At 68.7% G+C, this 22,236-nt stretch carries 20 protein-coding genes and 1 pseudogene; 12 read left to right on the top strand and 9 right to left on the bottom strand.

Features of this window, described 5'->3' with window-relative positions:
• The first annotated feature begins 6 nt into the window (after positions 1–6).
• The 3 genes and pseudogenes from GIY23_RS19455 to GIY23_RS19445 all read left to right on the top strand — a co-directional run bounded on the left by GIY23_RS19455 (position 7) and on the right by GIY23_RS19445 (position 767).
• Positions 7–360, top strand: coding sequence for a hypothetical protein (locus tag GIY23_RS19455; protein WP_154077976.1), 354 nt, complete (start codon positions 7–9; stop codon positions 358–360).
• 3 nt (positions 361–363) lie between these two features.
• A pseudogene (locus GIY23_RS23125) lies at positions 364–465 on the top strand (exodeoxyribonuclease III); the annotation flags it as partial.
• 41 nt (positions 466–506) lie between these two features.
• Positions 507–767, top strand: a complete 261-nt coding sequence (locus GIY23_RS19445) for a hypothetical protein (protein WP_154077975.1) — start codon at positions 507–509, stop codon at positions 765–767.
• Between the two features lie 165 nt (positions 768–932).
• Here the strand turns inward: GIY23_RS19445 and GIY23_RS19440 are convergent, their stop codons facing one another.
• Entirely contained in the window at positions 933–1,481 is a 549-nt protein-coding gene (locus GIY23_RS19440; protein ID WP_154077974.1) for a hypothetical protein, read from the bottom strand.
• A gap of 123 nt (positions 1,482–1,604) precedes the next feature.
• Positions 1,605–3,119, bottom strand: a complete 1,515-nt coding sequence (locus tag GIY23_RS19435) for a S8 family peptidase (RefSeq protein ID WP_228717395.1) — start codon at positions 3,117–3,119, stop codon at positions 1,605–1,607.
• 325 nt (positions 3,120–3,444) lie between these two features.
• Between GIY23_RS19435 and GIY23_RS19430 the strand changes: the two genes are divergently transcribed.
• Positions 3,445–6,057 (top strand): bifunctional FO biosynthesis protein CofGH, encoded by a 2,613-nt coding sequence (locus GIY23_RS19430; protein WP_228717394.1) that lies wholly within the window; start codon positions 3,445–3,447, stop codon positions 6,055–6,057.
• 75 nt (positions 6,058–6,132) lie between these two features.
• Here GIY23_RS19430 and GIY23_RS19425 read toward each other — a convergent pair whose 3' ends face one another.
• Complete coding sequence (locus GIY23_RS19425) at positions 6,133–6,957, bottom strand: GNAT family N-acetyltransferase (protein ID WP_187351943.1); 825 nt, start codon at positions 6,955–6,957, stop codon at positions 6,133–6,135.
• Positions 6,958–7,245: 288 nt separating this feature from the next.
• Between GIY23_RS19425 and GIY23_RS19420 the strand changes: the two genes are divergently transcribed.
• The 3 genes from GIY23_RS19420 to yhjD are packed head-to-tail and all read left to right on the top strand — an operon-like array spanning position 7,246 to position 9,682.
• Positions 7,246–7,497 (top strand): hypothetical protein, encoded by a 252-nt coding sequence (locus tag GIY23_RS19420; RefSeq protein ID WP_187351942.1) that lies wholly within the window; start codon positions 7,246–7,248, stop codon positions 7,495–7,497.
• Between the two features lie 43 nt (positions 7,498–7,540).
• Entirely contained in the window at positions 7,541–8,584 is a 1,044-nt protein-coding gene (gene trpS, locus GIY23_RS19415; RefSeq protein ID WP_154077971.1) for a tryptophan--tRNA ligase, read from the top strand.
• A gap of 57 nt (positions 8,585–8,641) precedes the next feature.
• Positions 8,642–9,682, top strand: coding sequence for an inner membrane protein YhjD (yhjD, locus tag GIY23_RS19410; RefSeq protein ID WP_154077970.1), 1,041 nt, complete (start codon positions 8,642–8,644; stop codon positions 9,680–9,682).
• A gap of 158 nt (positions 9,683–9,840) precedes the next feature.
• On the opposite strand, the gene GIY23_RS19405 is transcribed toward yhjD, so the two are convergent.
• Complete coding sequence (locus tag GIY23_RS19405) at positions 9,841–11,163, bottom strand: D-alanyl-D-alanine carboxypeptidase family protein (protein WP_228717393.1); 1,323 nt, start codon at positions 11,161–11,163, stop codon at positions 9,841–9,843.
• 77 nt (positions 11,164–11,240) lie between these two features.
• Between GIY23_RS19405 and GIY23_RS19400 the strand changes: the two genes are divergently transcribed.
• Positions 11,241–11,477 (top strand): SCO4848 family membrane protein, encoded by a 237-nt coding sequence (locus GIY23_RS19400; RefSeq protein ID WP_154077969.1) that lies wholly within the window; start codon positions 11,241–11,243, stop codon positions 11,475–11,477.
• A gap of 292 nt (positions 11,478–11,769) precedes the next feature.
• Here GIY23_RS19400 and GIY23_RS19395 read toward each other — a convergent pair whose 3' ends face one another.
• The 5 genes from GIY23_RS19395 to GIY23_RS19375 all read right to left on the bottom strand — a co-directional run bounded on the left by GIY23_RS19395 (position 11,770) and on the right by GIY23_RS19375 (position 16,722).
• Positions 11,770–12,558, bottom strand: a complete 789-nt coding sequence (locus GIY23_RS19395; protein WP_154077968.1) for a succinate dehydrogenase iron-sulfur subunit — start codon at positions 12,556–12,558, stop codon at positions 11,770–11,772.
• The gene (sdhA, locus tag GIY23_RS19390; protein ID WP_154077967.1) at positions 12,558–14,348 is read right to left on the bottom strand and encodes a succinate dehydrogenase flavoprotein subunit; all 1,791 of its coding nucleotides are present in this window, start codon (positions 14,346–14,348) and stop codon (positions 12,558–12,560) included. Before sdhA ends, GIY23_RS19395 begins: the two co-directional genes overlap by 1 nt.
• A gap of 68 nt (positions 14,349–14,416) precedes the next feature.
• Positions 14,417–14,836, bottom strand: a complete 420-nt coding sequence (locus GIY23_RS19385) for a succinate dehydrogenase hydrophobic membrane anchor subunit (protein WP_154077966.1) — start codon at positions 14,834–14,836, stop codon at positions 14,417–14,419.
• A 2-nt stretch (positions 14,837–14,838) separates the two neighbouring features.
• Positions 14,839–15,276, bottom strand: a complete 438-nt coding sequence (gene sdhC / locus GIY23_RS19380) for a succinate dehydrogenase, cytochrome b556 subunit (RefSeq protein WP_154077965.1) — start codon at positions 15,274–15,276, stop codon at positions 14,839–14,841.
• 426 nt (positions 15,277–15,702) lie between these two features.
• Entirely contained in the window at positions 15,703–16,722 is a 1,020-nt protein-coding gene (locus GIY23_RS19375) for an App1 family protein (protein WP_154077964.1), read from the bottom strand.
• Positions 16,723–17,126: 404 nt separating this feature from the next.
• Between GIY23_RS19375 and GIY23_RS19370 the strand changes: the two genes are divergently transcribed.
• The 4 genes from GIY23_RS19370 to GIY23_RS19355 all read left to right on the top strand — a co-directional run bounded on the left by GIY23_RS19370 (position 17,127) and on the right by GIY23_RS19355 (position 22,221).
• A complete protein-coding gene (locus GIY23_RS19370; protein WP_154077963.1) occupies positions 17,127–18,230 on the top strand; it encodes a BMP family lipoprotein in 1,104 nt (367 codons plus the stop codon).
• A gap of 66 nt (positions 18,231–18,296) precedes the next feature.
• Positions 18,297–19,865: an ABC transporter ATP-binding protein gene (locus GIY23_RS19365; protein WP_154077962.1), complete on the top strand. Its 1,569-nt coding sequence runs from the start codon at positions 18,297–18,299 to the stop codon at positions 19,863–19,865.
• Positions 19,865–20,959, top strand: a complete 1,095-nt coding sequence (locus GIY23_RS19360) for an ABC transporter permease (RefSeq protein WP_154077961.1) — start codon at positions 19,865–19,867, stop codon at positions 20,957–20,959. The genes GIY23_RS19365 and GIY23_RS19360 overlap by 1 nt, the downstream gene beginning before the upstream one ends.
• A complete protein-coding gene (locus GIY23_RS19355) occupies positions 20,956–22,221 on the top strand; it encodes an ABC transporter permease (RefSeq protein ID WP_407646787.1) in 1,266 nt (421 codons plus the stop codon). Before GIY23_RS19360 ends, GIY23_RS19355 begins: the two co-directional genes overlap by 4 nt.
• Positions 22,222–22,236: the final 15 nt, after the last annotated feature.

Here is a 22,236-nt window from a genome sequence, read left to right as displayed (position 1 = left end):
CTAACAATGACGAATAATGCAACTCCAGCCAGCACGCGGAAGCCGAGCAAGGCTGGCCTCACAATCGGTATTGTTCTCCTGGTCGTGGGATTTGGCTTCTGGATCAACTATGTTCAGACCACGGGATCTGGGTTTCAAACGAGCCAATTAGATACAGCGCTCGTCTTCATGGGTTTCCTGTTGTGGGCCGTTCCCTGGCTTATCGGCAGCTTTACTAGCGTTCTCGCCGCGAGAGGCAGGAGAAAACTACTCTCTCTGGCCGTGCTACCGCTTGGGTTCCTCATGCTCATTGTTGCGGTCGTCACGACGATAACGGGGGCAGAGGCAGCACCTCCACCGGAATTCACCGACGTGCCGTGACGTCTCGCCGAACGTGCCGTGGACGCCGTGGTCGAGCGCGCTCCGTCCTACGACAAACGCTGGAGCGACCACGCCCCGGTGACCGTGACGTTCGCCGGGGCTTGATCAGAAGCTGCGCGCTGCGAAACGCACCGTATGCTGGGGTAATGACGAAGGCGATCACTGTACGCCTCGATGACGCCGACGCGGCCGCCTCGCGCGAGCAGGCCGAGCGGCTCCGGGTGCGACCTGCGACCCTGGCGCGGATGTTGGTGCACGCCGGACTCAGTGGTGAAACCGCCGCGCCGCGAGAGTCGCAAGCTCAACCCGCCCTCGACAGGTTGGCGCGGCGTTCGAAACAGCGTCCACCGGCCGAGGCGGTGTCGTGGGTTCACGAAGCTCGTGCCGGGTTCGCTGGTGAGCGGTGAGCGTGGTTCGAATCGGCAGGTCTGCGTAGGCAGCGAAACAACCGTCGGCGCACCGTGCCTGACACAGTCTCAACCCGCGCGACCCTCTCACGCCAAGAACCAGACAGCTCCGCCTGGTGTCCGAGACCCTGCGACTAGCGGGCAAGGAGGTTCCCGCGCGCCCGTTCAGGACCGGTCCAGCGCCTGCACTGCTTCGTTCGCGATGCGTCGAGCGTCCTCGTTCAGGCCGGGCGCGGGAACGAACGTCGGAGGCTCACCCTTCGTCGTGCCCGCGACGTAGAAGATCGTGAGCAGCACGTTGTCGACGTGCGTGTGGACCGTCCCCGGCTGCTGGGTGTCGCGGTACGCCGGAGGGCCGGACACCTCGATCTTCTCGTACCTCGGGTCCCGGCCGTAGCGGTTGTCGACGTGGACGCGGCCGAGCTCGGAAGCCGAATCCGTCGGATGCACGAACAGGTGCCTGGCCTGCACCATGAGAGTCTTCTCGCCTCGTGGGCCCGTTTGCCAGGTGCAGCTACGTGTGTCGTCGCTCGGGGTGAACGGCTCCGTCGTGGCCCCGCTGCCGACGAGTTCTTCCACGGTGCCGACCGAGACCAACTCGCAGGCGTCCGGTGCCGTGTCGAAACCACTGTCCGCCCGTTCGCCGATTCGTCCGCAGGCGACCACTGTGGACACGAGCAACAGCGTCACCGCCGTCGTCGCTACTCGATTCACGTGACCCCCTTCCGCGAAGGCCATAGCAGGAACACGAGACGGCGCCGGTGCTCGTGCACCTCGTCGTGACGCTGCGGAGGGCGCCTTCCCGTTCCGGGAAAGCGCCCTCCGCAGCGTGAACCGTCAGCCGTGTACGGCGTCGAGCGCGTCCACCATGCCTGCGCCGTAGAAGCCCGCGCCGGTCGCCCCGCCGTTGCACACCGCGTCCGGCTTGCCGTCACCGTCCGGATCGTAGTGCGTCGGACACGGAACCGGGTCGGCCTGTCCCTTGAGGACGCCCATGGCCTGCTGTGCCGTCATCTCCGGATGAGTGCTGCGAATCAGCGCCAGCACCCCTGCCGCGTGCGGCGAGGCCATCGACGTGCCCTGCATCCAGCCCCAACCCCCGCCGGGGATGGTGGACAGCACGCGGCCGTTCTTCGACGGCGTGTCCGGGATCTGGTTCGCGTCGCCACCGGGCGCGGTCACGTCGATCGACTGGATGCCGTAGTTCGAGAAGTACGACTTCACGTCGTCCACTCCGGTCGAGGACGTGGTGACCACACCGGGCAGCTCGGCGGGCAGCTTGTGGCAATCAGGGCCGGTGCGGCGGTCCTGGGTCGGGCCGCCGTGGTTCGGGCTGTTCGTGTCGCGGATCGGCTTCGACAGGTCCCAGTTGCTGTTCCCGGCCGCGGCGACGTTCACCACGTCCTTGCTCTGCGAGTACTCGACCGCGCGGCGCACGCCCTCGGCGACGGCCTTCTGGTCCGGGTCGCGGTCGCACCACAGGTACCAGGGGTCGACGAACCACGAGTTGTTCGTGACCTCGAAACCCTGCTCGGCGGCCCACATGAACCCGCACACCGCGAACTCGGGGAAGATGAAGCCCTCGTCGCTGACGACGCGCACCGAAGCCAGCGTGACGTTCGGAGCGACGCCGGCGATCCCGACGTCGTTGCGGGCCGCCCCGACGGTTCCTGCCACGTGGCTGCCGTGCGCCTGGGTTTCGTCCGTCGGTGCCCACGCCTCGACGTCCTGGTTCGGCACGCCCTCGTCGACGCAGCTCACCGATTTCGACACGTCCAGGTTCGGCTTCAGGTCCGGGTGCTGCGGGTCGATCCCGTAGTCGAGAATCCCGACCACGGTGTCCTTGCTGCCTTGACTCACCGCGTGCGCCTCGGCGGCCTTGATGGCGGGCATGTCCCACTGTTCCGGTTCCAGCGGCTCACCGTCGGCCGTCGCGGACGCCGGTGGCTCCACAGTGCCCTCCAGCGGCTCCATGCCCTTCGCGGCGTGTGTCTGCGCCGCCGGGGGCGACGGCACGAGCTCGGCGAAATCGCGGCTGACCCCCGCCTGCTGCACCCCCGGCTGCCCGCGCAGCTGTTCGGCGAACGCGGTGTCTTGGGAGGTCGCGACCACGACGCCGATCTGTGGCCAGCTCTGCACCACCGTGCCGCCGGTGGACTCCACTGAGTCCTCGGTCTGGGCGAGTCCGGAGCCGGGTGGTCCGATGACCATGAAATGCAACGGGGGACCGTCGGCGGGTTGCGACGGTGCGGACTGCGCGATGCCTGCCACGGATGCGGGCACCAGCATCGCGAGAGCGACGGCAGAGCCCGCGATCCGCGAGACACGCCGCCGGTGGGAAGTGCGTGGCACGTGATCCTCCATCGGGAGACCCAGTACGGCGAAATCGCCGGACCGGCCGAGTCTTCTCGCCGAACCGCAGGCAGGACAGGGCAGAACGGGCTAACGGTGCGCGCAAAGGGGTGATTCCCGGCGGGTCGTACGTGACCAGCAGGGCGAGGGGCTCCGGCGTTCGAAGTTCGTTCTCGCCGCGTACGCGTGGTACTCCAGAGGGCCCCAGCGCCGCGAGGCGCGGACTGGGACGGCGGTTCTGGACCACCGCCCCGAGTTCCCGGCGCGCGAGAGAGCGGGATTCGCCGGGGTGATGTTCGCGCTCGTGGCGCCTACGCTCGGAGGCGTGCCGGACGACGAACTCATCACGCCCGAGACCTTCGCCGCGCGCGGTGGCCGTGGCGCTCCTGCCGAACAGGTTCCGAGCAGTTCCGCGATGCGGCGAGCGTTGCGTCGCGCAGCCGACGGAGTCGCGCTCGACATCACCGAGGCGACGGTGCTGCTGCACGCGCGCGGAGACGATCTGGACGCCCTGTGCGCCGCCGCGTCCCGAGCCCGCGACGCGCACCTGCTCGCCGAGGGACGTGCCGGGCTCATCACCTACAGCCGCAAGGTCTTCGCGCCGCTGACCCGGTTGTGTCGGGACCGCTGCCATTACTGCACGTTCGCGACCGTGCCGCATCGGCTCGATTCGCTGTACCTGGAACGCGACGAGGTCCTCGACATCGCGCGCCAAGGAGGTGCCGCAGGCTGCAAGGAACTGCTGTTCACCCTCGGCGACCGTCCGGAGGACAGGTGGCCGCAGGCCGCCGAGTGGCTCTCGGCGCGCGGCTACTCCTCGACGCTGGACTACGTGCGGTCCTGCGCCATCGCCGTGTTGGAGGAAACGGGCCTGCTGCCGCACCTGAACCCGGGCGTGCTGAGCTGGTCGGAACTGACCAGACTCAAGCCCGTCGCGCCGAGCCTGGGCATGATGCTCGAGACCACCTCGGAGCGGCTGTGGAGCGAGAAGGGCGGCCCGCACTACGGCAGCCCGGACAAGGAACCCGCCGTCCGCCTGCGCACGCTCGACGACGCGGGGCGGGTCGCGGTGCCGTTCACCAGCGGCCTGCTCATCGGCATCGGGGAGACCCTCACCGAGCGGACCGAGACCCTGTTCGCGCTGCGCCGCACCGCGCGACAGTACGGACACCTGCAGGAAATCATCGTGCAGAACTTCGTCGCCAAGCCCGACACCGCGATGCAGGCCATGCCCGACGCCGACCTGCAGGACCTCGCCGCGACCATCGCGGTGGCGAGACTGCTCATGCCGACCGGGGTGAGCGTGCAGGCGCCGCCGAACCTCGTCGGCGACGAGATCGAACTGATGGTCCGTGCGGGCATCGACGACTGGGGCGGCGTTTCGCCGGTGACTCCGGACCATGTCAACCCGGAGAGCCCGTGGCCGCAGATCGAGCGTCTCGCCGACCGCACCGGCCGCTGTGGCTTCGAACTTCGCGAACGACTGACCGCCTATCCGCGCTACGTGCGGGACGGGCTCGCGGGGTCGCCGTGGCTCGACCCGCGACTCGCCGAGCACGTGTCCGCGCTCGCCGCACCGGACGGTCTCGCCGACGCGGACGCCGCGGTGCTCGGGCGCCCGTGGCAGGAGCCCGACGGCGGATTCGAGTCGATCGGGCGAACCGACCTGCATGCGAGCATCGACACCGAGGGACGCACCGCCGACCGCCGCGGCGACTTCGACACCGTCTACGGCGACTGGGAGGAGCTACGCGCGCAGGTGCCGAGCGGCTCGGCGCCGCAACGGCTCGACAGCGACGTCGCCGACGGCCTCCGGCTCGCCGACAACGATCCGGCCGCGTTGCTCGACCCGGCCAACTCCGACGCCGCAATGGCCTTGATGCACTGCGACGGAGACGCACTCGACGCGCTGGCTGCGGCAGCCGACTCGGTCCGGCGCGACGTCGTCGGCGACGACGTGACCTACGTGGTCAACCGCAACATCAACTTCTCGAACATCTGCTACGTCGGCTGCCGCTTCTGCGCCTTCGCGCAGCGGGAACGCGACGCCGATGCCTATCGGCTGGCGCCGGAAGACGTCGCCGAACGCGCGGCCGAAGCATGGGAGGCGGGAGCCACCGAGGTCTGTATGCAGGGCGGAATCGACCCCCGGCTGCCGGTCACGGGTTATGCCGACCTGGTGCGCGCGGTCAAGGCCCGGGTGCCCGAGATCCACGTTCACGCGTTCAGCCCGATGGAGATCGTCTCGGCTGCGGCGAAGGCAGGCGTCGGCATCGAGGAGTGGCTCACCGAGCTACGCGAGGCCGGGCTCGACAGCATCCCTGGGACCGCCGCCGAGATCCTGGACGACGACGTGCGCTGGGTGCTCACCAAGGGCAAGCTGCCCGCCGCCGAGTGGATCGAGGTCGTCAGCACCGCGCACCGGCTGGGCATCCGGTCCTCGTCGACGATGATGTACGGCCACGTCGACACCCCCGAACACTGGCTCGGGCACCTGCGCACGCTCGCCGGGGTGCAGGACACCGCGCGGGAGAACGGGGCGGACGGGTTCACCGAGTTCGTGCCGCTGCCGTTCGTGCACCGCAACGCGCCGATCTATCTCGCGGGGCTCGCCCGGCCGGGGCCGACCCGGCGGGACAACCGGGTCGTGCACGCGATGGCTCGGCTGGCGCTGCACGGCCGGGTCGACAACGTGCAGTGCTCCTGGGTCAAGCTCGGCGACGAGGGCACCCGTGAGGTGTTGCGGGGCGGTGCGAACGACCTCGGCGGCACGCTCATGGAGGAGACGATCAGCCGCATGGCCGGCTCCGAGCACGGCTCGGCCCGCACCATCGAGGAGCTACGGGAGGTCGCCACCGGCATCGACCGGCGCCCTCGCCAGCGCGGCACCACCTACGGTCCCGTCAGCCGCATCCCCCTCACCCTCAACCCCTCCTGACCCCCGGGGGTGGCAAATTCGCGCGAATTTGCCACCCCGTTGTCCACAGGCGGGCGGGTTGTCCACAGGGTGGGGTCAGCCGGTGGCTTGGGTGAAAGGGGACCAGACGACGTCCGTGCGGTGCAGCGATCCGTGGTGGCGAGCCGCCATCCGCACGGTGTCGTTGCGCCAGACGAACCCCTGAGCCGTCGCCCATTCGTGCATCTCGGGCTGCGCCCGGTCGAGATCGAGACGCACCGGCGCGGTGCTGTCACGGAGCACGTCGGCGACCAGGTCCTGGGCAGCCTCGGCGGTTCGCGCCGCGAGCGGACCGACGACGAGCCCGTCGACGTTGCGCCACGCCGCGACGTAGCCCGCGAGCTGGCCGCAGCGTTCGAGCACGCGCACTTGCTCGGCGAACCGCGGAAGCCGCTCCACGAGCTCGGGGCGCGCGTCGCCGTAGATCCGCGCGTCCAGGTCCACGATCGCGTCCCTGTCGGCCGGGGTCGCGGGCCGTGAGCGCCCGACGCCGCTGGTCGGCTCCGGACGACGGAAGTAGGTGCCCGTGGCGCCTACCTCCGCGAACCCGAGGCTGTCGTACAACGGGCGTCCCCGAGGCGTCGCGTGCAGCAGGACCGGCCTCGGCCAGGAGCGGTCGAGGACATGCCGCATCAGCGCCCGTCCGATCCCCCGCTGCTCGTGCTCGCTGGCCACGAGCAGCATGCCGACGAAGTCGAGGCTCGTCGTGGGACGCGCGTGGGCGACGGTCGCGATGACCGCGCCGCTGTCGTCGCGGACGCCGAGGACGGTCGCGACCTCGAACAGCATCCGCCACTTCGCGTCCTCGGCGAGCCATTCGCGGTCTCGCGCGAGGGCGAGGCACTGCGGGAGACCTCGTTCGGTCAGAGTCTCGATGCGCACGATCGGAGTGTCCCCGCTTCTCGTTCGAGTGAGCGGGCGCATGCCGGGCTCGGTTGCTCGTCACCGTGCACGGAAAGCGTTGCCTCGAAAGCTCGGTACGGCCCTCGCCAGCGATTTCGGCAGTTCGACGTCTCGTGGGCGACCCTGTGAGGCTCACTGTCAGTGACTCAATATGATCTTCACGGCCACCAGGTAGGCACCCGGATGTCACGTCAGCGTGGTCGAATTGGATACGATTCGCACGGCAAGATAGCCCGTTAGGGTTACACGTCAAGGGAGGCAACGCTCGTGCGTAGCCGCATGGCACGGATGCACGCTCGTGTGTCCGCGCTGGCCGCCGGCACCGTGCTCGGCGCCACCTTCACCGGCGCCGCATACGCCGCACCCGAGGAAGACCCGCTCGCCGCTGCCGGGGGCGCACTCGAAGCCCTCTCGGCCCCGGTCGGGCTCGCCGCCGTCGGATTCGGCGTCACCGGCATGGTCGCCGGGGTGCTACGGCGCAAGAAGACTCCGGTCCAGCCGCAGAACAGGCGCAAGTGAGCCCGGCTCCCGGGTGCTCGGCTGTGCTGCGAGAATCGGGCTCGTGAGCAGCGACAGTTCCGCGAACCAGGCGTCCGACACCCGCACCGCGCGTCCGCGCGTGCTCTCCGGGATCCAGCCCACCGCCGACTCGTTCCACCTCGGCAACTACCTGGGTGCGCTGCGCGAATGGGTCACCCTGCAACGCGAGTTCGACGCCTTCTACTGCGTGGTGGACCTGCACGCGATCACCGTCGCCCAGGACCCCGCCGAGCTGCGTCGGCGCACGCGCGTGTCGGCGGCCCAGCTGCTCGCGCTCGGTATCGACCCGGACCGGTCGGCTCTGTTCGTGCAGAGCCACGTCCCCGAGCACGCCCAGCTCTCGTGGGTCCTGGAATGCCTCACCGGGTTCGGCGAAGCCGGCCGCATGACCCAGTTCAAGGACAAGTCCACGCGCCAGGACGCCGACCACGTCAGCGTCGGCCTGTTCACCTACCCGATCCTGCAGGCCGCCGACATCCTCGTGTACCAGGCGAACGCCGTGCCGGTCGGCGAGGACCAGCGCCAGCACCTCGAACTGACCCGCAACCTCGCCCAGCGGTTCAACGCACGGTTCGGCAGCACGTTCACGCTGCCCGAGCCGAAGATCCCGCAGGAGACCGCCAAGATCTTCGACCTGCAGGACCCGACGGCGAAGATGAGCAAGTCGGTCCCGGCCGGGGTCGTCGAACTCATGGAGGACCCGAAGCGTTCGGCGAAGAAGATCCGTTCCGCCGTCACCGACAACGAGCGCGAGATCCGCTACGACCCGGAAGCCAAGGCAGGCGTCAGCAACCTGCTGGTGATCTACTCGGCACTCACCGGGCGCGCCGTCTCCGAGCTGGAGGCCGAGTACGCCGGTCGCGGCTACGGGGATCTGAAGAAGGATCTCGGCGAGGTCGTCGTCGAGTTCGTCACGCCGTTCCAGGACCAAGTCCGTGGCTACCTCGACGACCCTGCTGAGCTGGACAAGATCCTCGGCAAGGGCGCCGAGAAGGCGCGGTCGGTCGCGGCGGAGACGTTGCGCTCGGTGTACGACAGGATCGGTTTCCTCCCGTCGATGGGCTGAGCTGATCATCACGGAGTAGCCTGCTGCCTCGGAACACTCGACGGCCGGAGGTGGCACGTGGTCGACCGCAGTCAAGCAGCGCGTACGGCGCACGACGCCGGCAACTCGCCGAGCAGGTTGGATCTGTTGCGCCGCAAGTACGGCTGGCTGGATCGCCTCGTCCGGGCCGGGAACACCTACCAGACTCACTACGGCGACTACTACGCCGCGGCGATCACGTACTTCAGCGTGCTCGCCCTGGTGCCGCTGCTGATGATCGTCTTCGCCGTCGCCGGTTTCATCCTCGCCGGCAACCCGGACCTGCTGGACCGGTTGCAGCAGTCGATCACCTCGGCCGTCCCGAACCCGGGCATGAGCGCGATGCTCAACAGTGTCGTCGAACAGGCCATTCAGAGCGCGGGCGCGGTCGGTCTCGTCGGCTTGGTCGGTGCGCTGTACTCGGGGCTAGGGTGGATGACGAACCTGCGTGAGGCGTTGACCGCGCAGTGGAGTCAGGAGACGGCGAGCCCGCCGTTCCTCAAACGCATGGGCTCGGATCTGCTGGCGTTGATCGGTCTCGGCGCGGCCATGGGGCTATCGTTCGGTATCAGCGCGCTCGGCGGCGGTGTGGGGCGGACGCTGTTCGAGCTCGTCGGGATCGCCGACACCGTGTGGGCGAGTGTCGTGCTGCGGCTGCTGACGATCGTGCTGTCGCTGGCGGCGAGCTTCCTGGTGTTCCTGTGGGTCCTGACCCGGTTGCCACGGAAGCCGGTGTCGATGCGGTCCGGGGTCCACGGAGCGATGCTCGCGGCGATCGGGTTCGAGCTGCTCAAGCAGGTCGGGGTGTTCTACCTCGGGCGCGTCACGAGTTCGCCCGCGGGCGCCGCGTTCGGGCCGATTCTGGGTCTGCTCGTGTTCGCATACCTGACCTCGCGGTTCATCCTGTTCGTCACGGCGTGGACGGCGACGGCCCAGGAGAACCTGGACAAGCTGCCTCCGGAACCGCCCGCACCGGCCGTGATCCGCCCGGTGGTCCAGGTGCCTCGCGTCAGCGGACGCGCCTCCGCAGGGCTTCTCGGTCTCGGAGCCGTCGCCGGGTGGTTCTTCCGCCGCCGTTGACTCGAACTCGCAGGGGCGCGCGAGTTGCTGTGGGTTGGTGGTCCTGTGGCGGAACCTCACCTCGCGTGCGGTGATACCGGACCACGCCCTCCAAGCGCGCCCCTCAGAAGGCGTTGTGGAACTTGGGTGGGTGGTCCGTTACCGCCCCCCCAGTGCTCTCAGTCCGGCGGTGTCTCGCGGCGCTGCGCGGCGGCGAGTTTCGTTCGGTGGCGCCAGAAGCCGAAGGCACCGGCGATGGCCAGGCCGGAGCCGAACAGCAGCGTCAGCGGGGCGCCGAGCGAGTCGAACAACGCGGAGCCCTCGTCCTGTGGGGCCTGGTCCTGAACCCCGCCGGCCGGTGGTTCGGCGGCCGCCACGGGTGCGGGCGGCTCGGGCTCCGGAGGATTGAGCGTGCCGACCGAGGAGCCGGGAGCGAGCGCGTAGCCGTAGTCCAACAGCCGCATCGTCTGCTGGGAGAGCTTCTCCGGCTGGTTCGCACCGCGCAGCATCACCGCCACGAGCCGCCTGCCGTCGCGGTCGGCGGCCCCGACGAACGTGTGCTGGGCGTCGTTGGTGAAACCGGTCTTGCCGCCGATCCCGCCCGGATAGTTCAGCAGTACCCGGTTGTCGTTGCTGACCAGGAACGGCGGCTGTCCTGGCGGGCCGGGCAGTTCCGTCTGCCTCGTCCCGATCACTTTCCGGAACTCGGGTTCGCGCATGGCGGCACGGAAGATCAATGCCATGTCGTAGGCGGAGGTGCTCATGCCGGGGCCGTCGAGACCCGAGGGTGTCGCCGCCCGGGTGTCGGCCGCACCGATGTCGCGGGCGACCTCGTTCATCCGGGCCACCATCACGTTCACACCGCCGCGCTTCATCGCGAGTGCGTGCGCCGCGTCGTTGCCCGACTGCATCATCATCCCGGCGAGAACCTGGCGCACCGAGTAGCTCGCGCCGGGGGCGAGGCCGACCTTGGAGCCTTCCCGGTTCGCGTCCTCCTGGGTTGCGACGAGTCGGTCGTCGAGGTCGAGGTCCCGGAGCACCGTCAGTGCCGTCAGTGTCTTGATCGTCGACGCGGGCCGGTGCCGCGCGTGCGGGTCGAGCGCGGCGAGGACCTCACCGCTGTCGAGGTCAGCGACCAGCCAGGCGGGAGAGGTGAGGTTCGGTGGTGGCGGCGGAGCCCCCTGCGGAAGCACCGGTGCATCGCACGCGCCGAGACGCTCGCCGCCGACCGGTGGGTCCGGAACGGGAAGCGGTTCGGGACTGGGTCGACCGGGTGCCGGCACCTCGGAGGTGTCCACGGGCGGCGGTGGTGCTGACCGGTTCGAGCACGGTGGCGGGGGCGCCACGGTCTGGGCCTGCGCGACGCCGGAGACCGGCAGCAGGACCGCAGTCGCGGCGATCAGCGCGAGCGCGGTTCGCGCGGGTGCGGGAATGGGGTGGCGCGGTTCCCGGACATCGCTGGAACCTGTCGCTGTCGCCGATCCGTCGGCTCTCTGGGGCACGGACCCAGGTTAGCCAAGCGTCGCTGCCGCCGAACCCCGGATGCCGAACACCACTGGCCCCGTCCGACACTGGAGCGGTGACACTTTCTCGACGTGCTGCCGCGTTCCTGCTCGCCTTCGGGGTGTGGTCGTGGCTGTTGTGGCCCGTGTTCTTCCGCAACATCTGGGTGAGTGACCGTTCCTGGCTCGACGGTTCACCCACCGCCTACCTGCTGGTGCACCTGGTGATCGCGGCTGTCTCACTGATTCTGGGGACCGCCATCGGAGTGATGGGCTGGCGCGGACTCCGAGTACGCCGCTCGGCCCGGGCCTGAGAGGGCATTGTGGAGCTTGGTTGGGTGGTCCGATACCGCCGTCCCAGTTCGCCCCTCGCGGTGTTGGGGTCCTCTTGAGTACCACGCGTACGCGGCGAGAACCCCTGCCTTGCGAGGCACGAACTCCGAAAGCCGGAGCATCCCACCTTGCCCCGGCTGATCGCGTATGACCGTGCCCTACGGGCACACAAGCCAGTTCCAAAATGCACTCTGAAACCGAGCTCGACCCCGCGACACGACGACGCCGGCGCCCGTCCGAGGTGGACGAGCGTCGGCGTCGAGACAGGCGGCGTCAGCGGCGGAACATCAGCGCCCGCTTGACCTCCTGGATCGCCTTCGTCACCTGGATGCCGCGCGGGCACGCATCGGTGCAGTTGAAGGTGGTGCGGCAGCGCCACACGCCGTCGATGTCGTTGAGGATGTCCAGACGCTCCTCGGACGCCTCGTCGCGACTGTCGAAGATGAACCGGTGGGCGTTGACGATCGCGGCCGGACCGAAGTACGAGCCCTCCGACCAGTACACCGGGCACGAGGTCGTGCAGGCCGCGCACAGGATGCACTTCGTGGTGTCGTCGAAGCGCTCCCGGTCGGCGACCGACTGGATGCGCTCGCGTGTCGGCTCGTTGCCCGAGGTGATCAGGTACGGCTTGACCGCACGGAACGCCTCGAAGAACGGCTCCATGTCGACCAGCAGGTCCTTCTCCACCGGAAGGCCCTTGATCGGCTCCACGCTGACCGTCGTCTCGCCGTTCTTGGCGAACAGGTCCTTCATGAGAACCTTGCAGGCCAACCGGTTCACGCCGTTGATGCGCATCGCGTCCGAGCCGCACACACCGTGCGCGCAGGAACGGCGGAACGTCAGGCTGCCGTCCACGTACCACTTGATGTAGTGGAGCATGTTGAGCACCCGGTCGGTCGGCATCGCCGGTACCCGGTACGACTCCCAGTGCAGGTCCTCGTCGATCTCCGGGTTGTAGCGCTGGATCTTGACGGTGACCATCGTCGCGCCCTCCGGGATCGGCGGCGCGTCGTCCGGGAGGTCGGTGGCCTTGTCCTCGGTGGTGTTCACGGTGGCGGTCATCAGTACTTACGCTCCATCGGCTGGTACCGGGTAACGACGACGGGCTTGTAGTCGAGGCGGATGTCGGAGAGGAAGCCGGTCAGTCCCAGCGGGGCCTCCGGGTCCTCGGCGTCCGGCAGCACCTTGTACGACATGCTGTGCCGCATGAAGTTCGTGTCGTCACGTGCCGTGTAGTCCTCGCGGGCGTGCCCGCCGCGGGACTCCTTGCGAGCCAGGGCGGAGTTGACCAGCGCCTCGGCGAGGTCGAGCAGGAAGCCCAGTTCCACGGCCTCGAGCAGGTCGGAGTTGTACCGCATGCCCTTGTCGTGCACCGCGATCCGGCCGTAACGCTCCTTGAGGGCGCGCACGTCGTCCATCGCCGTCTTGAGGGTCTCCTCGGTGCGGTACACCGAGGCGTTGGCGTCCATCGTCTCCTGCAGCTCGGTGCGGATCGTGGCGACCCGTTCGCCGCCGGTGTTGGTCCGCAGGTGCTGCACCATGCCCTCGACGAGCTTCGCGGGCTCGGCGGGCAGCTCGACGTGGTCGTGGCTGTGCGCGTACTCGGCGGCCGCGATCCCCGCGCGACGACCGAACACGTTGATGTCGAGCAGCGAGTTCGTGCCGAGACGGTTGGACCCGTGCACCGACACGCACGCGCACTCGCCCGCCGCGTACAGGCCGGGAATCACGGTTTCGTTGTCCCGCAACACTTCCGCGTCGATGTTGGTGGGGATGCCGCCCATCGCGTAGTGCGCCGTCGGGTACACCGGCACCGGCTCTTCGACGGGGTCCACACCGAGGTAGGTGCGGGAGAACTCGGTGATGTCCGGCAGCTTCTGCTCCAGGACGTCCTCGCCGAGGTGCGTGACGTCGAGGGTCACGTAGTCCTTGTTCGGCCCGGCGCCGCGGCCTTCGAGTACCTCCAGCGCCATCGAGCGGGCCACGATGTCGCGCGGCGCGAGGTCCTTGATCGTCGGAGCGTAGCGCTCCATGAAACGCTCGCCGCTGGCGTTGCGGAGAATGCCGCCCTCGCCGCGCACCGCCTCGGAGATGAGGATGCCGAGCCCGGCCAGACCGGTCGGGTGGAACTGGTAGAACTCCATGTCCTCCAGCGGCAGGCCCTTGCGGTAGACGATGCCCATGCCGTCGCCGGTGAGGGTGTGCGCGTTGGAGGTCGTCTTGAAGACCTTGCCGAACCCGCCCGAAGCGAAGATGACGGACTTCGCCTCGAAGACGTGGATCTCGCCGGTCGCGAGCTCGTAGGCGACGGCGCCGGTGCAGACCTGCTCGCCGCGCTCGTTCTCGCTCATCGTCACGTCGAGGACGTAGAACTCGTTGAAGAACTCGACACCGTGCTTGATGCAGTTCTGGTACAGCGTCTGCAGGATCATGTGGCCGGTGCGGTCCGCGGCGTAGCAGGCGCGGCGCACGGGGGCCTTCCCGTGATCGCGGGTGTGACCGCCGAACCGACGCTGGTCGATCTTGCCCTCGGGGGTGCGGTTGAACGGCAGCCCCATCTTCTCGAGGTCGAGGACCGCGTCGATGGCCTCCTTCGCCATCACCTCGGCGGCGTCCTGGTCGACCAGGTAGTCACCGCCCTTGATGGTGTCGAAGGTGTGCCACTCCCAGTTGTCCTCCTCGACGTTGGCCAGCGCGGCGCACATGCCGCCCTGCGCCGCGCCGGTGTGGGAGCGGGTGGGGTAGAGCTTGGTCAGCACGGCGGTCCGCGCGCGCTGGCCCGACTCGATGGCCGCGCGCATCCCGGCGCCTCCTGCGCCGACGATGACCACGTCGTACTTGTGGAATTGCATGGTCGCCTCCTGGGCGTGGCCGGTGAGACCGGGCCGGGTGGGCGCGGCCTCGAACCTGCGGTGTCGGGTCAGCCGATGTTCGGGTCGAAGGTGAAGAGCACGAAGGTGCCCAGACCCACGGTCAGCAGGACCGAGACGTAGAGCAGGGTCTTCAGCCAGAAGCGGGTGGTGTCCTTGCGCGAGTAGTCGTTGATGACGGTGCGCAGGCCGTTGCCGCCGTGCAGGCCGGCCAGCCACAGCATCGTGAGGTCCCAGAACTGCCAGAACGGCGAGGACCAGCGGCCCGCGACGAAGGCGAAGTTGATCCGGTGCACCCCGCCGTCGAGGAACAGCATGATCAGCAGGTGGCCGAGGACCAGGAACAGCAGCACCACGCCGGAGAACCGCATGAACAGCCAGCTGTAGAGCTCGAAGTTGCTGCGGCGTGCGGCGGGCCGGCCGGAGGAGCGCGGTTTGTCCAGCGCGAGGGACGTGTCGGTCGTGGTCATGGTCAGGCTCCCCCGAACATTTCCGTGATGGCCCGCGTGAGCATGCTGATCGCGGCCGGGATCATGAGCACCACCCACAGCGCCAGGACGGTCCACAGCATCGGCTTCTGGTACTTCGGGCCGTTGGCCCAGAAGTCGACGAGCATGACGCGGATCCCGTTGAACGCGTGGAAGAGCACGGCGGCGAGCAGGCCCAGTTCGAACAGGATCATGAACGGGTGCTTGTAGGTCTCGATGACCGTGTCGTACGCCTCCGGCGAGACCCGAACGAGTGCGGTGTCGAGCACGTGCACGAACAGGAAGAAAAAGGTGAGTACGCCCGTGATGCGGTGCGCGACCCACGACCACATGCCCAGGTCGCCGCGATAGAGCGTCCCCTTGGCGCGAGGAGCGGCCTCGCGTTGGGGGGCCTCCGCCGCGGAGGCGGTGGTGCTGGCCATGGTGGAAGGCCTCCAACGTCGCTGATGGGGCCCCGCCTCGGGAACTGAGGTAACCGGATCGGGCGAGCCGCAGGGTGTGCGCCTGCCACCGGCTACGGGAACGGGACCTTGACGCCTCGGATGCTAGACCCGCGCCATCCGGCTGGCCTACTCGCCTGTGCTCTCTGTGATCGACCAGACAGATCTACCGCCCAGGTGGATCGATGTAGAAACCGTTCCGTGACTTCCAAGCTCTCCGCTCAGTGACCCCCACCACCGTCCCCACCCCCCATCCCCCTGTGGACCGCGATGCGGCAAATTCGCGCGAATTTGCGAACGCTCCAGGTCAGGGGCGTGACCGAATCGAAACCGAACCGCCCGAATGTGGACAACCCCACACCCTGTGGATAGCCGGGTGGCAAATTCGCGCGAATTTGCCACCCGGGCTCAGCGGTGCCAGGTGCTGAGGAGGCGGAGGAGGCCGTGGCCGTCGCGGGCGCGGAACACCGGCGTCTGCCGTCGTGGGTTCGGCACGTACTCCGGCAGGGACAGCGGCGTGCCGTGCGAGAGAACCTGCTCGGTCGCGGTGAGCTCGCGGATCGCGACGGCCTCCACCGCGTCCGGGCGTTTCATCGCGAAGTCGTTGTAGATCTTCGGGTCGTGCTGCCCGTCGTCGCCGACCAGCAGCCACTGCAGCTGGGGGAACTCCCTCGCGAGCCGGTGCAGGGTGTCCTGCTTGTGCTGTTGTCCGCTGCGGAACCACCCGGTGTTCGTCGGCCCCCAGTCGGTGAGCAGCAGCGGCCCCGGCGGGTAGCCGTGCCGACGCAGGAACCGGGTGAGCGTGGGTGCGGTGTTCCAGGCGCCGGTGGAGAGGTAGAACATCGGCGCGCCGGGCCGCTCGCCCAGCATCGTCCGGTACATCCGCGCCATGCCGGGGATGACGTGCCGAGCCGTCTCGTGCCGCACGAACGTGTTCCAGGCGGCGATGAGCGGTCGCGGCAGCATGGTGCGGATGACGGTGTCGTCGATGTCACTGATGATCCCGAAGCCTGCCGACGGGTCGACGATGCGCACCGGTGCGGTCATCGGTCGAGCGTCGTCGGCGGCCAGCGTCGCCTCGTGCCAGCCCGGTTCCAGTCCCGGCGACATGAGCGTCAGGTCGATGTAGCCGCTGCGATCGGTGCGAGTCCGTGCTTCGACGCCGTTCACGGTCACGGTCACGGGAACGTTCAGCGCGGGCGCGGTGAGGAACGCGCGCCAGCCCCGCTGCACGACCTCCGCGCCGGGGAGAGGTTGGTCGCGCGCCGAACGACTCAGCACGACCCTGCCGAGGACGCGGACGAACTCCGGTGACCCGTACCCGGTGTGTCCGATGGTGCGCGGCTTCCAGCCGCGGCCGCGCAGCCAGGCGTTGGTCCTGCGGTGGAAGGCGTCCTCGATGATCGAGGCCAGATGCGGGCGGGCCATGTCTCGAACGTATGGGATCGAACCCCACCGTGCGGTGACCAGGACATCACAGGCGCGCCACAACCGTCGTCGGCGCTGCCACCACCGGCGAAGGCGGTACTTGATCGAAGCAGTATCCGATTCGTAACCGTGGCACGCCCCGAATCGGCTGCCGAAGGCTTAATTTCGAGAGCCACATCACTCATGCACGACCCGACATCACTCACCTGTGACGTGGGCTGCGACGGGCGCCGACATCGCCCCGAGTCCCTCGCACACCGTGCCCCGACCGGGTTCGGCGAAGCGGTGCGGCCGTGACGGACAACGGGAAAGAGGGACTGCTCATGCGGCTGTCGTCGTGGCGAGGACGTGCTGTTCCGGGGTCGCGTTCAGGTGGTTCGAGGCGGAGACGGGTGCTGCTCGCGGTGACTCTCGCGAGCGCGCTCGCGGCCACCGGGTGCGCGAAGGACGGCGACGGAAGCGGTGGGCAGGCCGCGTCCGGCGAACCGTGTCAGACGCAGCAGCCGCCGCAGGTGCCCGCCCAGCAACCGCAGGCACCCAGCGCGGGCCTGCCGCCCGCGGACGCGAGCGACATGCGGGTCGGGTTGGCCTTCGACATCGGTGGTCGCGGCGACGCGTCGTTCAACGACGCTTCGGTCGCCGGTTTGGAACGGGCGAAGCAGGAGTCCGGTCTCCGGGAGACCAAGGAACTCGACGCCGGAGCCGGCGAGCCCGAGGACGCCAAACAGACGCGGCTGACCCAGCTCGCCCGTGAGGGGTTCAACCCGGTGATCGCGGTCGGGTACGCCTACGCCGATGCGGTGAAGACGGTGGCTCCGCAGTTCCCGGACACGAACTTCGCGATCGTGGACGAGCAGGTCGAGGGCCTGCCCAACGTGACCTCGCTGGTCTTCGCCGAGGAGCAGGGCTCGTTCCTCTCCGGTGTCGTCGCGGCGCACAAATCCCAGACCTGCCACGTCGGCTTCGTCGGCGGTGTGCAGACTCCGCTGATCCAGAAGTTCGAGGCCGGGTTCGTGCAGGGTGCTCAGGCCGCCGCGCCGGACATCCGGATCGAGCGGGACTATCTCACCCCGGCAGGCGACAACAGCGGCTTCCAGGACCCGAACAAGGGCTCCGAGACGACCCAGGGCCAGCTCGACGCGGGCGCCGACGTGATCTACCACGCCGCAGGCGCCTCCGGTAAGGGCGTGTTCTCGGCGGTGCAGTCGGCGGGAGCACAGGCGATCGGTGTGGACTCGGACCAGTACGCGCAGCCCACCGTCGCCCAGTACAAGGACGTCATCATCAGCTCGATGCTCAAGCGTGTCGACCTGGCCGTCTACGAGTACATCAACGCGCTCGCCCGCGACGACCTCAGGACGGTGCCGGAGAAGTTCGACCTCTCCGTCGGTGGTGTCGGGTACTCGACTTCGGGTGGCAAGATCGACGATCTCGTCCAGACCCTGGACGCCTACAAGGCGGCCATTTCCTCGGGCGAGATCCAGGTCAAGGACACGCCGGGCGAGTGATCGCTCGCGCCGTAGGGGCGGGCGGCCCCTACGGCGCCGTCGTCCGCGTCGAGTCCACGGAGCCTGATGAACACACCGAACCCCAAGCCGGGCGGCGATCCCGCCGTCACGCTCACGGGAATCACCAAGACCTTCCCCGGCGTCGTCGCGAATTCCGAGGTGAACCTGACCGTGCGGGTCGGTGAGGTGCACGCGCTGTGCGGGGAGAACGGTGCGGGCAAGTCGACCCTGATGAAGATCCTCTACGGCATGCACCCACCGGATTCGGGCGTGGTCACGGTCGCCGGAGACGAGGTCCGGTTCCGGTCCCCTTCGGACGCGATCCGGGCCGGGATCGGCATGGTGCACCAACATTTCATGCTCGCCGAGAACTTCACCGTGCTGGAGAACGTGGTGCTCGGCGCCGAGGCCGAACACGGCATCGGGCGCCGGGCGCGGGCGAAGGTCGTGGAGCTGGCGGAGCGGACCGGACTCGGCGTGCGGCTCGACGCGCGGGTGGAGGAACTCGGCGTCGCGGACCGGCAACGCGTGGAGATCCTCAAGGTGCTCTACCGGGGAGCGCGGATCATCATCCTCGACGAGCCCACGGCGGTGCTGGTGCCGCAGGAGGTCGACGAGCTCTTCGGCACGTTGCGCACGATGCGGGGGCAGGGGTTCACGTTCCTGTTCATCTCGCACAAGCTCGACGAGGTCCGCGACATCGCCGACACGGTCACGGTGCTGCGTCGCGGAACCACGGTCGGCACCGTCGATCCCGCCGAGGTGACCTCGAGAGCATTGGCGGAGATGATGGTCGGCTCCGAGCTGCCCGTCCCGGAGCGCGGCGCCTCCACGGTGACCGAGCGCGCCGTGCTGACGCTGGACTCGGTGTCGTTGGCCGCACCGGATTCGGTGCGCGCAGTGCTCGACGGGGTCGACCTGACGGTCCGTGCGGGCGAGGTCGTCGGGATCGCGGGGGTCGAGGGAAACGGTCAGACCGAACTCGTCGAGACGATCATGGGCATGCGCACGGGCACGACCGGCACCATCCGGCTCGGCGACCGAGACGTCACCACGATGTCTACGTTGGACCGACGGGCGTCGGGTGTGGGCTACATCCCCGAAGACCGCCACAGGCACGGCCTCGTGCTCGAAGAATCGTTGTGGTTCAACAGGATTCTTGGGCACCAGACGCGAGCACCCGCGGTTCGGGGAAGCTGGATCGACCGCTCAGGAGCCCGCGCGGACACCGAACGTATCGTCGCGCGGTTCGACGTGCGAACCCCCGGGATCGACGTGGACGCCACCGCGCTCTCCGGAGGCAACCAGCAGAAACTCGTGGTGGGCAGGGAACTGTCCGGGAAGCCGGTGCTGCTCGTCGCCGCGCACCCGACGCGCGGTGTCGACGTCGGCGCCCAGGCCGGGATCTGGGAGAGCCTGCGCGTCGCCAGGGCGGAAGGACTCGCGGTGTTGCTCGTCTCCGCCGACCTCGACGAGCTCATCGGCCTGTCGGACACCGTCAAAGTCATGTTGCGGGGGCGGCTCGTCGCCGACGCGGACCCACGCACGGTGACCCCTGAGCAGCTCGGCGCCGCCATGACCGGCGCCGGACTGGACGAGCCGGTGGCCGAGAACGGGTCGGGGGCCGAGGTCTGATGCACACCTGGCGCGCACGCCTCGTCCCGCCCGCCTTGGCGATCGCCTTCTCCGTCGTGTTCTGCAGCATCGTGTTGCTCGCCTCCGGCGCGAACCCGGCGCTGGCGCTGGCCGAGATGGTCACGCAGGTGGGACGCGGAACCACCGCGGTCAACATTCTCAACACGGCAGGCATCTACTACCTCGCCGCGCTGGCCGCGGCGATCTGCTTCCAGATGAACCTGCTCAACATCGGCATCGAGGGCCAGTACCGGCTCGCCGCCTGCGTCGCGGCCATCGTCGGAGGCTCGATCACCCTGCCGTACGGGCTGCACGCACTCGTCATCATCCTCGTCGGCGCGCTCGTAGGCGCCGTCTGGTGCGGGATCGCCGCGCTGCTCAAGGTGTACCGGGGCGTCTCCGAGGTGATCTCGACGATCATGCTCAACGCCATCGCAGGCGGGTTGATCGCGTACCTGGTTTCCACCGACGCCTTCGGCGAGCTACGCGGCAATTCCCTCGGGACCCCGGTCATTGCCGACTCCGGCCGCGTCCCCGGAATTCCGTTCGGTGAGGCCGGGACCGTGTTCGGGCTCGTACTGCTCGCGGTCGCGGTCGGTGTCGGCTACGGCCTGATGATGGACCGGAGTCGCTACGGCTTCGAGCTGCGCGTGTCCGGTCATTCGCTGTCCGCGGCGAAAGCGGGTGGCATCAACGGAAAGCGGATGATTATCACCGCGATGTTGTTGTCCGGCGCCGTCGCGGGACTCGCGGGGCTGCCCGAGATCCTCGGCCGCGAACACACCTACACGATCAACTTTCCGGTGGGATACGGCTTCGCAGGACTGGCGATCGCCCTGCTCGGCCGCAACCATCCGATCGGAATCGCCTTCGGTGCGCTGTTGTGGTCCTTCTTGGACAAGAGTTCGCTGACGCTGGACAACATCGGGGTACCGAAGGAAATCGTGACGATCCTGCAAGGCACCATCGTGCTGTCCGTCGTCGTCGCCTACGAACTGGTACGCCGTCACGAACTCGCCGCCGAACAGCGCAGGGTCGGCCGAGCACTCGGCAGAACCGACGAAGCCGTGCCTGCGGGAGGTGAGCGGTCGTGAGTACCACTTTCCTGCCCGACGAGGCCGCGTCCCGCCGCACTCCGCCCGCCGCGCGCCGGATGCCGGGGTGGGCGAGTGCGGCGGTGTGGGTGGCGGTCGCGATCATCGCCGTGTCCACCACGTCGTACCTGACCGGCCTGCCCGAACTGACAGCCTCCGGCACGGTACAGTCCGCGGTCCGGCTCGGCATTCCGATCCTGCTCGCCGCGCTCGGCGGCCTGTGGGCCGAACGCGCCGGAGTCATCAACATCGGACTCGAGGGCATGATGATCCTCGGAACCTGGGGCGGAGCGTGGGCGGGCTACCAGTGGGGCCCGCTCGCAGGGCTCGTCGCGGCGGCCGTGTTCGGCGCGATCGGCGGTCTGGTGCACGCACTCGCGACTGTCACCTTCGGGGTCAACCACATCGTCTCCGGTGTGGCGATCAACCTGCTCGGAGCGGGGACCGCGATCTACCTGGCGACACTGCTGTTCGAGCCGGTCTCCCAGAACCCGAGGCAGTCCCCGCCGGTGCCGAAGTTCGACACGTACTCCGTGCAACCGCTCAGCGGCTGGTTGCAGGAACTGGAGGACATGCAGCGCGTCGGTCTCTCCGACCTCGCAGGCATCCTCGGCGGACTCGTCACCGGAATCTCACCGCTGACGATGCTGGCGTACCTGCTCGTTCCCGTGAGCTACCTGGTGCTGTGGCGCTCGCCGTTCGGGCTGCGACTTCGGTCCTGCGGGGAGAATCCCAAGGCCGCCGAGTCGCTTGGCGTGAACGTCTACCTCTACAAGTACAGCGCCGTGATCATGTCCGGTGCGCTGGCCGGGCTCGGTGGCGCGGCATTGATCCTCAGCCCTGGACAGCCCGGGTATCTGGAGAACCAGACGAACGGGCGCGGCTACATCGGACTTGCCGCCATGATCTTCGGGAACTGGCGTCCGGGTGGTCTCCTGGGGGGCGCGGCACTGTTCGGCTACTCCGACGGGCTGCAGCTGCGCAGCGGCGAGACCACGGTGCACGCGCTGCTCTACACCGCCGCGCTGGTGCTACTGGCGGTCGTGGCGTTGCAGGTGTGGCGGCGCCGGTGGTTCTCCGCCGGGATCGCCGCGAGCGTGGCCGCCGCGCTCTACGCCGTGTACTGGTACACCGACGAATTGCCCGAGCAACTCACCGCGTACACGCCGCACTTGGTGACCCTCGTGGTGCTCGCGGCCGCCGCCCAACGGTTGCGACCGCCCGCCGCCAACGGCGAGCAGTACCGGCGTGGCGCAGGCTGATCAAGAAAGGAGATT

It is taken from the genome of Allosaccharopolyspora coralli (genome assembly GCF_009664835.1).
GTDB classification, from domain to species: Bacteria; Actinomycetota; Actinomycetes; order Mycobacteriales; family Pseudonocardiaceae; genus Allosaccharopolyspora; species Allosaccharopolyspora coralli.
The sequence above is the reverse complement of the archived record's forward strand: the minus strand, read 5'-3'. Positions and strand labels throughout refer to the sequence as shown.

Bases quoted from the DNA above. Each gene is read 5' to 3' on its own strand.
- GIY23_RS19445 (WP_154077975.1), top strand. From the start codon at position 507: ATGACGAAGGCGATCACTGTACGCCTCGATGACGCCGACGCGGCCGCC.
- sdhA (WP_154077967.1), bottom strand. From the start codon at position 14,348: ATGCAATTCCACAAGTACGACGTGGTCATCGTCGGCGCAGGAGGCGCC.
- GIY23_RS19360 (WP_154077961.1), top strand. From the start codon at position 19,865: ATGCACACCTGGCGCGCACGCCTCGTCCCGCCCGCCTTGGCGATCGCC.
- sdhC (WP_154077965.1), bottom strand. From the start codon at position 15,276: ATGGCCAGCACCACCGCCTCCGCGGCGGAGGCCCCCCAACGCGAGGCC.
- GIY23_RS19395 (WP_154077968.1), bottom strand. From the start codon at position 12,558: ATGACCGCCACCGTGAACACCACCGAGGACAAGGCCACCGACCTCCCG.
- GIY23_RS19385 (WP_154077966.1), bottom strand. From the start codon at position 14,836: ATGACCACGACCGACACGTCCCTCGCGCTGGACAAACCGCGCTCCTCC.
- GIY23_RS19365 (WP_154077962.1), top strand. From the start codon at position 18,297: ATGAACACACCGAACCCCAAGCCGGGCGGCGATCCCGCCGTCACGCTC.
- GIY23_RS19375 (WP_154077964.1), bottom strand. From the start codon at position 16,722: ATGGCCCGCCCGCATCTGGCCTCGATCATCGAGGACGCCTTCCACCGC.
- GIY23_RS19455 (WP_154077976.1), top strand. From the start codon at position 7: ATGACGAATAATGCAACTCCAGCCAGCACGCGGAAGCCGAGCAAGGCT.